The 11,921-nt window shown below is 66.0% G+C and carries 13 protein-coding genes and 1 pseudogene; 8 read left to right on the top strand and 6 right to left on the bottom strand.

Annotation, left to right across the window (positions count from 1 at the left end):
- The first annotated feature begins 46 nt into the window (after positions 1–46).
- Complete coding sequence (locus CAL26_RS28625; protein ID WP_256988339.1) at positions 47–775, top strand: ABC transporter ATP-binding protein; 729 nt, start codon at positions 47–49, stop codon at positions 773–775.
- A 73-nt stretch (positions 776–848) separates the two neighbouring features.
- Here CAL26_RS28625 and CAL26_RS10795 read toward each other — a convergent pair whose 3' ends face one another.
- Positions 849–1,853 (bottom strand): Bug family tripartite tricarboxylate transporter substrate binding protein, encoded by a 1,005-nt coding sequence (locus CAL26_RS10795; protein WP_094846849.1) that lies wholly within the window; start codon positions 1,851–1,853, stop codon positions 849–851.
- Positions 1,850–3,334 (bottom strand): M81 family metallopeptidase, encoded by a 1,485-nt coding sequence (locus tag CAL26_RS10790; RefSeq protein ID WP_094846848.1) that lies wholly within the window; start codon positions 3,332–3,334, stop codon positions 1,850–1,852. Before CAL26_RS10790 ends, CAL26_RS10795 begins: the two co-directional genes overlap by 4 nt.
- 119 nt (positions 3,335–3,453) lie before the next feature.
- On the opposite strand from CAL26_RS10790, the gene CAL26_RS10785 reads away from it, so the two are divergent.
- The gene (locus tag CAL26_RS10785; RefSeq protein WP_094846847.1) at positions 3,454–4,407 is read left to right on the top strand and encodes a LysR family transcriptional regulator; all 954 of its coding nucleotides are present in this window, start codon (positions 3,454–3,456) and stop codon (positions 4,405–4,407) included.
- A 48-nt stretch (positions 4,408–4,455) separates the two neighbouring features.
- Here the strand turns inward: CAL26_RS10785 and CAL26_RS10780 are convergent, their stop codons facing one another.
- The 3 genes from CAL26_RS10780 to CAL26_RS10770 all read right to left on the bottom strand — a co-directional run bounded on the left by CAL26_RS10780 (position 4,456) and on the right by CAL26_RS10770 (position 6,500).
- On the bottom strand, positions 4,456–5,088 hold the full coding sequence (locus CAL26_RS10780) for an AAA family ATPase (RefSeq protein WP_094846846.1): 633 nt from the start codon (positions 5,086–5,088) through the stop codon (positions 4,456–4,458).
- Positions 5,088–5,447, bottom strand: coding sequence for a hypothetical protein (locus CAL26_RS10775; RefSeq protein WP_094846845.1), 360 nt, complete (start codon positions 5,445–5,447; stop codon positions 5,088–5,090). Before CAL26_RS10775 ends, CAL26_RS10780 begins: the two co-directional genes overlap by 1 nt.
- A 147-nt stretch (positions 5,448–5,594) precedes the next feature.
- Positions 5,595–6,500 (bottom strand): LysR substrate-binding domain-containing protein, encoded by a 906-nt coding sequence (locus CAL26_RS10770; RefSeq protein WP_094846844.1) that lies wholly within the window; start codon positions 6,498–6,500, stop codon positions 5,595–5,597.
- A gap of 116 nt (positions 6,501–6,616) precedes the next feature.
- Here CAL26_RS10770 and CAL26_RS10765 point away from each other — a divergent pair, with 116 nt between their 5' ends.
- From CAL26_RS10765 to CAL26_RS28615, 4 genes and pseudogenes are all read left to right on the top strand, one after another.
- Complete coding sequence (locus CAL26_RS10765; RefSeq protein ID WP_094846843.1) at positions 6,617–7,174, top strand: type 1 glutamine amidotransferase domain-containing protein; 558 nt, start codon at positions 6,617–6,619, stop codon at positions 7,172–7,174.
- Between the two features lie 46 nt (positions 7,175–7,220).
- Positions 7,221–7,976 carry an SDR family NAD(P)-dependent oxidoreductase gene (locus CAL26_RS10760; RefSeq protein WP_094846842.1) on the top strand — a complete coding sequence of 252 codons (756 nt, stop codon included), beginning with the start codon at positions 7,221–7,223 and terminating at the stop codon, positions 7,974–7,976.
- Between the two features lie 19 nt (positions 7,977–7,995).
- Positions 7,996–8,466, top strand: a pseudogene (locus CAL26_RS28620) (NAD(P)-dependent oxidoreductase); the annotation flags it as partial.
- Complete coding sequence (locus tag CAL26_RS28615) at positions 8,440–8,880, top strand: NAD-binding protein (protein ID WP_256988338.1); 441 nt, start codon at positions 8,440–8,442, stop codon at positions 8,878–8,880. The pseudogene CAL26_RS28620 and the gene CAL26_RS28615, both read left to right, overlap by 27 nt.
- Before the next feature lie 53 nt (positions 8,881–8,933).
- On the opposite strand, the gene CAL26_RS10750 is transcribed toward CAL26_RS28615, so the two are convergent.
- The gene (locus tag CAL26_RS10750; RefSeq protein ID WP_094846840.1) at positions 8,934–9,398 is read right to left on the bottom strand and encodes a winged helix-turn-helix transcriptional regulator; all 465 of its coding nucleotides are present in this window, start codon (positions 9,396–9,398) and stop codon (positions 8,934–8,936) included.
- A gap of 112 nt (positions 9,399–9,510) precedes the next feature.
- Between CAL26_RS10750 and CAL26_RS10745 the strand changes: the two genes are divergently transcribed.
- Positions 9,511–10,788, top strand: a complete 1,278-nt coding sequence (locus CAL26_RS10745; protein WP_373454470.1) for a D-amino acid dehydrogenase — start codon at positions 9,511–9,513, stop codon at positions 10,786–10,788.
- Positions 10,785–11,897 carry an alanine racemase gene (gene alr / locus CAL26_RS10740; protein ID WP_094846838.1) on the top strand — a complete coding sequence of 371 codons (1,113 nt, stop codon included), beginning with the start codon at positions 10,785–10,787 and terminating at the stop codon, positions 11,895–11,897. The genes CAL26_RS10745 and alr overlap by 4 nt, the downstream gene beginning before the upstream one ends.
- Positions 11,898–11,921: the final 24 nt, after the last annotated feature.

The raw sequence follows: 11,921 nt of genomic DNA, 5'->3' as shown, positions 1-11,921 counted from the left end.
GGGCATTGGCGAGGAAGCCGCAACAGGCGCTGGCGTTGGCACGTCGCTGCCACCGGTCGCGCCCCCTGCCGCAAGGCGGACGGAAATCCTGCTGCGCGTACGGCACCTGAACGCCTGGTACGGCGCCGCCCACATCCTGTTCGACCTCGACCTGGAAGTCCGCCGTGGCGAGGTCGTCGCCCTGATGGGCCGCAACGGCGCGGGCAAGTCGACCACCTTGAAAGCCATCATGGGCATGCTGGACAAGCGCCGCGGGCATGTGGAATTCATGGGCCGCGACATCTCGCGCAAGGCGCCCCACCAGATCGCCCGCCTGGGCCTGGGGTTCGTACCGGAAGACAGGCGCGTCTTCGCCGGCCTGACCGTCGAGGAAAACCTGCACGTCGGCCGGCAGCCGGCGCGCACATGGTCCGACGGCCACCCGGCTCCGAGTTGGACCGCCGACCAGCTCTACGCCCTGTTTCCCAACCTGGGCACCATGCGGACCCGCGCGGGCGACCGCATGAGCGGCGGCGAACAGCAGATGCTGACCGTCGCCCGCACGCTGATGGGCAACCCCTATCTGGTGCTGCTGGACGAGCCCTCCGAAGGCGTCGCCCCCGTCATCGTCGAACAGATGGCGCAAGCCATCATCCAATTGAAAAAGCAAGGCGCCAGCGTGCTGCTGTCCGAACAGAATGCGCGCTTCGCGGAGATGGTGGCGGACAGGGAGTATGTGCTGGAGAAAGGCGAGATCACCGGCCAGGCAGATACGCGGGCGGGTACGGACCCATGACACATCACGCCTCACGGCCAGGTACGCCGGCACCGCGCTGGATGGGCGCATCGAAGGCAGCGCGCAGTTTCGGTCACGGCGCCGCCCTGATGATATTCGCCGCCTTGGCGATCTGCCTGGTTTTCTCGATTTCACTGGCGACGAAGTTACGCAACTCAGCGCCGCGCATATCCTGAGGGCGCAGCTCCAGCGCGGCAAGCTGCTGCTGCACGGCCTTCACTTGCAGCGCCTGCGCCACCGCTTCGGACAGCGCGCGCGCCACGGCTTCCGGTGTGCCAGGCGGCGCAAAAAGCGCATACCAATAATTGAAGTCATAACCCGGCAGGTATTCGCCGATCGGCGGAATGTCCGGCATGTCCTCAAGGCGATCCTTGCTGGTGACCGCAATCGCGCGCAGCTGCCCGGATTTGATGGACGCGGTTGCCGAGGACGCCGCGTAATAGAAGTCCACCCGGCCGCCTATGACGTCGGTGACCGCCTGCGATGCCCCTTTGTAGGGCACGTGCAGGATATCGATACCCGCCATCTCGTTGAAGAGTTCACCGGCAAGATGGGTGGCCGCGCCGATACCCGATGAGGCAAACGTCAGTTTCCCCGGGTTGGCCTTGGCGTAGCGGACGATCTCGGGCACCGTGTGGTACGGGAAATCCTTCCGCGCGACCAGGATGGCGCCAGCCGTCGCCACCATGCCGATGGGCGTGAACTTCATCGGATCGTAGGGTATGTCCGGATGAATGACGGGACTGATGGACATCGAGCCGTTCCCCGCGAGGAACAAGGTATACCCGTCGGGCGCCGACCGGCCGACGAATGCGTTGGCGATCTCTCCTCCAGCCCCTATCTTGCTGTCGACGATCACCGACTGCTTGAGCGTTTTGCTCAGCTGCTCACCGATGACCCGCGCCACGGCGTCATTGCCGCCCCCCGGCGGAAAGCCGGTGTAGATCGTGATCGGCCTGGAAGGAAAGTTCTGCGCCATGGCCAAGTGCGTGGCAAGCAGCCCCAACAGCGCGAATACCAGGACCCCGACTTGCCGAGCGGAACGAAGCAAACCCTTAAGCATCTTTTCCCCTTTCATTCCGAGAATGAATCAAGCGGCCAGATCGGCCTGCGCGTATTTTTGTAGTCAAGGTGCGTCAGATCGGGCGAAACGGCGCCCTTGGCGTCCACGATCATTACCGACGAGGCGATGGGCGTGAACGCATTGCGGAAGTGCTGCTGCGACTTGACGACCAGGACCCGGAAGCCTTCCGGCCGCAGGCCGACGCAGCGCAGGATCTCCAGGTCGATCACCTGCAGGTTCGCCGTCGCGATGATCACGGTGATCCCTTCCACCTGCAGCACGGCGGTGGGTCCGAGCGACATCTCCAGCCCCTTCCGCATGGTGCCGCTGATGACGAAGCGGGCATCGTCCTTCGCCAGCGTGACGGCGCCCGTTACCTTCAGCGGCATGCGGCGCTGGCCCGAGAGCGATCCCAGCTCCAGCGTCACCCTGCTTCCCTCGCCGGCGGCGATACACGCGCGGACAGCGGCCGGGTCCGAGACGCACGCGACGGCGACTCCCGAGATGCCGGCGGCCAGGAAGGCTTGGAGCAATGCCACATTGTTGCCAGGCGCGCCCTGGCCCGGATTGTCGGTGGCGTCGCCGATGACCAAGGGTGATCCACTCTCCGGCGCGCGCCGGGCGTGGTCGACCGCTTCTTCGATGCTGGCATAGCGCACGCTGCGCATGTGCCTGGTCGCCCAGATGCCGTCCGCGAGCGGCGTCGCGAGCGCTTTCAAAGCGTCCACGCCGCCCCTACCGGTCACGCATACGGAAGGGCCGACCGACTCGATATCCGACCAGGGAAAGCCGGCGCAAACCGCTATCGCCTGGATATCGGGAGATGCGGCCTGTATCGCGTCGGCTTGCGCCAGCAACGACGGCATCACCGTGGCGTCGGCGTGGGTGCGGCCGAAATCGCATCCGTCCAGCGTGGCGGGCTGCAGGTAGGCGACCTGGAATCTCTCTCCGGTCCTGAGCATGCGGTCCAGCAATTCCGCGGCGAGCAGCCCGGTGGGATAGTGATCGACGTGGGGATAGGTGCGGTACGTCACGATGGCGTTCGACAGATCGGCCATGCGCTGGGACACGTTGGCGTGCATATCGAGGCTGACGGCGACGGGTACGCTGTCCCCCAACTGTTTGCGCAGGATGGAAAGCAATTCCCCTTCGGCATCGTCGATTTCCTCGACCACCATCGCGCCATGCAGGGCGAGCAGGACGCCGTCAACGCCTTCCGCGGCCTCGCAGATGGTCTTGACGAAAAATTCCCAGGTTGCTTTCGTCACCCTTCCCGCGGGCGTGGCGTGCGCGATGATCGGTTGAACCAGCTCCCAACCGTATTTCTCGGCGGCGTCGATATGCGCCCCGACTTCGGTCTTGGTTCCTCGCATGTTCCGCCCAATGTCGGCGCCTAGCCAGAACGTCCGGAGCCGGAAGGATTCCAAGGTCGTGGGAGTCGTGGAGAAAGTGTTTGTCTCGTGCGAAATTTGTGCAGACAATATCCTGAGCGCCATGAATACTCCTTGTTCAGGAGCTCGATGTTAGGTACCCGGGTTTCGACAATCCAATAAAGACTGCTCATGCCGGCATATCGAATCTGGTATGGCGGCGATGCCGAAAGGGGCGATGCCAAATGGACGTGTCTTCGCTTCGACGAGTCAACCTGAACCTGTTGATCGTCTTTGAAGTCCTGTCTTCGGTGCGGAACGCGACGCGCGCCGCGGAACTGCTGAACATGACGCAGCCTGGGGTCAGCCGGAAACTCGCGGAGCTGCGGCATATTTTTGGAGACCCCCTGTTCCTGAGCAACGGCCGCAGCTTCGAGCTTACGGACCGTGCCCTCGGCCTGCGGGAACCCATACGGGAGGCGTTGGCGTCGATGCGCTTCGCGATCGAGGAAAGCCGGGTGTTCGATCCCGCGGCCTCGACCCGCACCTTCCGCATCGCCTGCAGCAACATGGTGGAATGGGTACTCGCGCCGGCGCTGATCGCCTGGTGCGCGACGCACGCCCCTGGGGTCAAGATCATGTTCAATGCACCGCCCAGCCCAACCCCGACCGCGCTCGAGCTGGACAACCTGGGCATCGACCTGATCGTCGATGTCGAAGTAGGCGAAATGCCCCAGGGCATGGAGAAAGTCGTACGCATTCCGCTTTCGACGGATCGGCGCGCCTGCGTTGTCAGGCGCGGCCATCCCGTCGGCGCCGGGCCGATCGACCTGGACCAGTTCTGCGAATTGTCCTTTGTGACGCTGAGCAGCTACGAGATTCGCGACAAGAACAACATGGACCGCTGGCTGCAACAGCAGGGCCTGCGGCGCAAGCTGGGATCGTATCTTTCCAACATCAGCATCGCGCCATTCGTCATCATGCGGACCGATTATGCGCTGGCGCTGCCACTGCAATTGGCGCGGTTCATCTCGCAGACCTTTCCCTTGGACGTCGTGCAATTCGACTTCGATGCGCCGCCGGTCCGCTACAACATGTCATGGCACCGCCGTTGGGACGCATCCCAGGCACATGCGTGGCTGCGGGACACGATACGCGGACTGATGTCCGACATACCCCTGGGCGAAGTCAGCCATTGAGGCCGAATGACAGGGTAGGCATCCGAAACTTCAAAATGATTCGAACGACTAGGCGTCGTCCTGGAACGCGGCCTCGACCAGCGGCTTTGCCCAGTCGGGGGTGTGGCGTGCGTCCGCGATCATGGCCGGGAACACACGGCGGCCAGCCTCCATGCGCAGCACCAGCCTGGGATCCGGCACCGCCGCGCCTACTGCCACGTCGACGCTGTTGTCATAGACGCTCAATAGCGCGAGATGCGGCATCAAGCCCAACAGGTTCTGCAGCGACGTGCGGCAGCGTTGGCGTATGCGTTCTTCAGGAATGTCATGGCCGCCTTGGGCCACGCGTTGCCGCACGCGAGCGATATGCTGCTCGGCGTCACGCAAGCCGCAAAACCAGACCAGCACGTCATGCGTGGCGGCCGCGGCAATCAGCTTCTTCACGATGGTATGGCCGCCCAGCGTGGTCTCGAAGGCGTATGTCCGACGGCGGGCGATGGCGTCGTCCAGGCGCCGGACCCCTTCGGTCCAGGCGGCGATGTTCGCCTCGGACTGCTCATAACCGGACTGGCGCACCAGCTCCCGCGCAAAGGTGTCGGGGTTGAACCACGCAAGCCCGGCTTCAGTCAACAAATGCCCGCCGATGGAACTCTTCCCGGCGCCGTTGATGCCCGCCAGGACATATAAAACAGGCCTGGACATCAATACGTGGATCCGGCTTTCACCTTGCCGTCGAGCTTGGCCGGACCGGTCATAAGCGCACGGAGGCGGTCGCCCGCATCGGGTTCATCGAGTGCCGCCAGCCGCTCGTCGAACTTGCGGCGCAGGTCGGCCAGAGGGTCGGGAGCGGTCTGTTCGAACGCCGCGGCCGCCTCGACCAGCTTGGTATATTCGGCCGTGGACAGGATGACGGCTTCCGGGTGGTTGTGGTTCGTGACCACCAGCTTGCCGGTGGAAGCCAGCGTTCGCATCATGCCGCGCCAGCCGTCTTTTTTAACGGCGGAAGCGGGGGTGACCGGCAAGGTATCCAAGGTCTGTGCGGCGCGGGAATGGGCGGCCATGGCGGGCTCCATACGGAATTTAGGCCATTTTACCCAAAATTCCCTATTTGTCCATGAGACCCCGGTTCCAGCTCGATGATTTCCGGGCAATTCCAAGCCTGATGGCCGGCCAGTCGCGGCTATGGATGTACGAGGGCGTTTACCTGCCTACTTCCGTCGCGCGCCCCTGGGCCCCCATACCTTCAACTGTGTAAGGTTGGCCAGCAGCGTCCCCAGCGCCGGCGACGAATTGTCGGCGCGATAGCCGAGCGCAATGTCTATCGTCGGCTGCACGCCCTTCAACCGCCTGCCGACCACGGACCATGGCAGCAGCGGTTCCACATACGCGGGCAGCAAGGTAATTCCCCCGGTGGAGGTCACCAGCGTCAGGCCCGTGCCGTAGTCGTCCAGCTTGTAGCGCGGATGGATCGCCACTCCATGCTTGGCCAGGTAGGCGGCGACCGCGTCGCGCAGCACGTGCGGCACGTCGGAATAGCCGATGAAAGTTTCGCCGGCCAGATCGCTGGGATCGATCTCACCCTGGCTGGCCAGGCGATGTCCGCTGGGCATGATCACCAGCAAGGGCTCCTGGGCCACGACCTCATAGCGCAGGTCCGGCCTGGGCTCCACGCGCAAAATGCCGGCATCGACCTCTCCGCGCTGCAAGGCATCGGCCAGCGCGGGCGATTGCAGGCTGGTCACCTTGAATTCCAGCTTGGGCAGCTCGTCGCGCAGCACCTCGGTGATGCCGGGCAGCCAATCGACTTCCTGCCCCGTAAGAAAACCCACGGTGAAGCTTTCTTTGGGCGGTCGCGCCGCGCGCCGCGCTGCCGCCACGGCCTCGGCGGCGTGGCTCAAGGCCAGCCGCGCCTGCTCCAGGAAGGCCACACCGGCGGGCGTGAGTTCGACGCCCCGGGCATTCCGGATCAACAGATCGGCGCCGACCTCCTCTTCCAGGTCCTTCAGCTGCCGGCTGAGCGAAGGCTGCGCCGTATGCAGGCGCCGCAAGGCGGCCGTCGTGACGTTGCCCTCTTCGGCGACGGCGACGAAATAGCGTAGATGACGCAGTTCCATGGGTCCCCATACTCCGCATGTATCGGTGGCAGATAAACAAAGTCTTTTTCATGTGCGCGGCTGGCCGATAGATTACGCATCACCGACCCGAACACCAAGCCGACAAGGAAATCCCCATGAAACCGATCCAGTCCCGCCGTGTCCTGATGATGGCGACCCACGGCTACGAAGAATCCGAACTATTCGACGTCAGGCAGGCCCTGCTGGACGCGGGCGCCAAGGTCTCGCTCGCCTCACCCAGCCGCACCCCCATCACCGGCGTCGTGTGGGACGAGCAGGCGGGCGCCTCGAAGGATTCAACGCGAGCCATCACGCCCGACCATCTGCTGGAGGACGTGACCGTCGACGACTACGACGCGCTGGTGCTCCCCGGCGGACTGAGCAATCCCGACACGCTGCGGATGGTTCCAGCCGCCGTGGAGATCGTCAAGCGCTTTATCGACGAGGACAAGACCGTCGCCGCCATCTGCCACGCCCCGTGGATGCTGGTGGAAGCCGATGTCCTGCAAGGCCGGCGCGCGACCGGCTGGTATTCCCTGCGCCGCGACATGTCCAACGCGGGCGCCACGGTCGTCGACGAGCCGGTGGTGGTCGACGGACGGCTCATCACCAGCCGCATGCCCGCCGACATCCCGGCATTCGCGGCCGCCATCGTCACGGCCCTGGATGCGTGAGCACCCGGCGCCATTACCACCCTCGACAACCGAATTGGAGAAACACATGAACAAGATAGCCCTCATCACCGGCGCCAGCCGGGGCCTGGGCCGCAATGCGGCCTTGAGCATCGCCCGCCATGGCGGCGACGTCATCGTGACCTATCGCAGCGGCGAAGCGGAAGCGCAGGCCGTCGTCGACCAGATCCGGGCCATGGGCCGCAAGGCGGCGGCGCTGCGCCTGGATGTCGCCGACGTATCGAGCTTCAAGGCCTTCGCCGACACCCTGCGCGGCGTGCTCGCGCGGCAATGGTCCCGCGACACCTTCGACCATCTCGTCAACAACGCCGGACACGGCGCAATGGCGGCATTCGCCGACACCACGGAAGAACAGTTCGACGGATTGTTCAACGTCCACGTCAAGGGCGTTTTCTTCCTGACGCAGGCGCTGCTTCCCGTCCTGGCCGACGGCGGCCGGATCGTCAATTACTCGTCCGGCCTGACGCGCATCTCCTATCCCGGTTTCTCGGCCTATTCCGCCGCCAAGGGCGCGATCGAGATCCTGACGGTCTACATGGCCAAGGAGCTGGGCAGCCGCGGCATCGCGGTCAACACCGTCGCGCCGGGCGCGATAGAAACCGACTTCCTGGGCGGCGCCGTGCGCGACATGCCGGACCTGAACGCGCAGTTCGCCAACATGACCGCGCTGGGCCGGGTGGGCATGCCGGACGACATCGGTCCGATGATCGCCAGCCTGCTGTCCGAGGACAACCGCTGGGTGACGGCACAGCGCATCGAAGTCTCTGGCGGCCAGGTGATCTGAGGCCAGGCGCACGCGACGGAGGACAGCAGCAATGAAGATCGGAATAGCGGGATACGGGACGATGGGATCGGCGCTGGCCGCACGCTTGGCGGATACCGGCGCCGCGGTCTCGATATGGGACAGGAAGCCCGAAAGGCGGGCCGCCGCGCCCTACCCCGGCCACGCGTCGCCCGCCGAACTCGCGAAGCATTGCGACGTGGTGATCTCCAGCCTGTTCGACGACCACGCGGTAAAGGCCGTCTATACCGGCGGCTCGGGCCTGTTTACGGGCGGCCACGGCAAGCTCTTCATCGAGATGAGCACCGTGGCGCCCGCCACCCAGCGGGCGCTCGCCGTCGAAGCCGGCAAGGCGGGGGCCGCGTTCGCCGAATGCCCGGTGAGCGGCAGCAGGGACCCGGCGCGCGCCGGCCAGCTGCTCGGCCTGGCCGGCGGCAGCGCCGCCGATGTCGAGCGCGCGCTGCCGGTGTTGCGCCGGGTATGCCGGCGCGTCGAACACCTCGGGCCGATCGGTGCCGGCGCCATCGCCAAGCTCGCGGTGAACCTGCCGCTGCTGGCGTTCTGGCAATCGCTGGGCGAAGCCTTGTCGCTGATACAGGGACTGGGCAAGGATCCCGCGTGGCTGATGGACCTGTTCGGCGACACGGCCGCCGCGCCCGCCGTACTGAAGTCCAAGTCGGCGGCGGTGGCCGGGGCGTTGGCCGGATCCCCGGACCAGGAGCCGACCTTCCAGATCAATGCGATGCGCAAGGACTTGCTGCTGATGCTGGCCGAAGCCGAATCGCGGCGGGTGCCCTTGCCCGTGGCCAGGGCCGCGCTATCGGCCTTCGACGAGGCCGTGGCCGATGGCCAGGGCAACCGCGATTGCTCGGCGATGCCGGCGTACTGGACCGGCAGGGCCGTCTGATCGACCGCTGCGTGGCGCCCGTCGCGTTCAAGCGCCACAGCGCCGGCGCCGCCTTACGGCAGCACCAGCTCCAGCGTCTCCTTGACCTCCTCCATCACCACATAGCTGTGCGACGACGCCGACGCCGGCAGGCGCTTGAGCAGGTCGCCCAGCAGCCGGCGATATGCGCTCATGGCGCTCAGGCGCGCCTTCACCAGGTAGTCGAATTCGCCCGACACCAGATGGCATTCCAGCACCTCCGGCACCTTCAGCAACTCCGCCCGCACCTTGTCGAAGACATCGCCGGATTTCGCCGAGAGCTTGATCTCCAGGAACACCAGCAGCTCGCGCCCCAGCGCGCGCGGGTTCAGCCGTGCGTGATAGCCCAGGATGTAGCCCTCCCGCTCCAGCCGCCGGACACGTTCGGCGCAGGGCGTGGCGGAAAGGTTGACCTTGCCGGCCAGTTCGGTGATGGCGATGCGGCCATCCTTCTGCAGGACGTCGAGGATCTTGTAGTCGGTACGGTCGAGCGCGCGCATTCTTCCCTGTTCCGGTTGGCCAACACGGGCATGGCATAGTTAAAACCACTGCTCGGCCCGTTGAATATAGTGAAAAACCCTGCGGTTCCCTAGATAGAATCGAATTTTCACTATACAACAAGGGGCATCGGCCATGCATGTGGTCGTATTGGGCGGCGGTGTCATCGGCACGACCACCGCGTATTACCTGGCGCGCGCCGGCGCGCGCGTCACCGTGCTGGAGCGCCAGCCGGGTGTCGCGCTGGAAACCAGCTATGCCAATGCCGGGCAGGTGTCGCCCGGCTACTCGACGCCCTGGGCGGCGCCGGGCATCCCGCTGAAAGCGATCAAATGGATGTTCCAACGGCACGCGCCGCTGGCCATGCGCTGCGACGGCAGCCTGTTCCAGCTGCGCTGGCTGGGCAAGCTGCTGGCCAATTGCAACGCGGCGAACTACGCGATCAACAAGTCCCGCATGCTGCGCGTGGCCGAGTACAGCCGCCACTGCCTGCAGGCGCTGCGCGACGACACCCACATCGAATACGAAGGCCGCAGCCTGGGCCTGCTGCAGCTGTTCCGCGATCCCGCCCAGTTCGAGGCGGCGCAGCGCGATATCACCGTGCTGCAGGAAGCGGGCATCCCCTACGAACTGCTGCCCGGCGCCGAGGTCGCGCGCGCCGAGCCCGCGCTTGCCCATGCCCGCTGCGCGCTGGCCGGCGGCCTGCGCCTGCCGAACGACGAGACCGGCGACTGCCATCTGTTCACCCGCGAACTCGCGGCCCTGGCGGCCAGGCAAGGCGTGCAATTCCGCTTCTCGACGCAGGTCGACCGCCTGGTCACGGAAGGCGATCGCGTCACCGGCGTGCGCGCCGGCGGCGAACTGATCGCCGCGGATCGCACCGTGCTGGCCTTCGGCAGCCTGTCGCGCGCCCTGGCGGCGCCGCTGCGCCTGGATCTTCCGGTGTATCCGGTCAAGGGCTATTCCATCACCGTGCCCATCGCCGACGCCGCCGTGGCCCCGACGTCGACGCTGCTGGACGAGAGCTACAAGATCGCCGTGACGCGGCTGGGCCAGCGCATCCGCGTGGGCGGCATGGCCGAACTCGCCGGCTACGACCTGCGCCTGAACCCGCGCCGGCAGGAAACCTTGACCATGGTGCTGGAAGACCTCTACCCCGGCGCCGGCGACCTGCCGCGCGCGGAGTTCTGGACCGGCCTGCGTCCCATGACGCCGGACGGCACGCCCATCGTCGGCCGCACCCGCTACCGTGATCTCTATCTGAACACGGGCCATGGCACGCTGGGCTGGACCATGGCCTGCGGCTCGGCGCGCGTCGTCAGCGACCTGATCTGCGGTCGCGAACCGGAGATCTCCATGGAAGGACTGGAGTACGCCAGGTACGCGTCATGAGCAGGCCCGCCTATGCGAGCATCGACCTGGATGCCCTGCGTGGCAACTACGCCGTCGCCAGGCGTATGCATGGCGGACGCGTCCTCGCGGTACTAAAGGCCGACGCCTACGGTCACGGGGCGGCGGCATGCGCGCGGGCGCTCGCGGGGCTGGCCGATGGCTACGCCGTCGCGTTCACGGACGAAGCGCTGGCCCTGCGCCAGGCGGGTGTCGACGCCCCCATCCTGGTACTGGAAGGCGCTTTCGATGCCAGGGAAACGCAGACGGCTTTGCATCATGGCTTGTGGCTGGCCGTGCACCGCCAGGACCAGATCGCCTGGCTCGCCGAGGCCGCGACGCCTCTCCGACCGACGCCTTGCCAGGGCGACGCGCCACCGCGCGCGAGCGATGCCGGCATCCATGCCTGGCTGAAGGTCGACTCCGGCATGCACCGCGCCGGTTTCATCGGCGCCGAAGTCAGGGCCGCCCACCAGGCCCTGCAGGCCATTCCCGCCATCTCGCAGGTCACGCTGATGACGCATTTCGCGCGCGCCGACGAGCCGCACAGCGACATGACCGCGACCCAGACGCAAAGCTTCGACAGCGCCACGGCCGGCCTGCCCGGGCCTCGCAGCCTGTGCAATTCCGCGGGCCTGATGGCCTGGCCCGATGCGCGGCACGACTGGGGCCGCGCGGGCATCATGCTCTATGGCGCGGATCCGCTGCCCGCATCCGGCGCCACCTTGCGTCCCGTCATGACCCTGCACAGCGAGATCTTCGGCGTGCGGGAACTGGCGGCGGGAGAACCCGTGGGCTATGGCGCGACGTTCATCACCGAACGTCCCACGCGCGTCGGCCTGGTCGCGATGGGCTATGCCGACGGGTATCCGCGCAATGCGCCCAACGGCACGCCGGTCGCCATCGATGGCCGGCCCGGCAAGCTCATCGGGCGTGTCTCCATGGACATGCTGACGGTGGACCTGACCGACCATCCACAGGCACGCATCGGCAGCCGCGTCGAACTATGGGGCCCGCGGGTGCCCGTGTCGGAGGTCGCCAGGGCGGCCGGCACGATCGCCTACGAGATACTCAGCAACGTCAAACGCGTGACGCGCATCTACCAACCCTGAAGAGCCCCTATAAACGCTTATAAG

Origin of the sequence: Bordetella genomosp. 9 (assembly GCF_002261425.1) — a bacterium.
Lineage (GTDB): Bacteria > Pseudomonadota > Gammaproteobacteria > Burkholderiales > Burkholderiaceae_B > Bordetella_C.
This window is presented reverse-complemented; position numbering and strand designations above follow the sequence as displayed.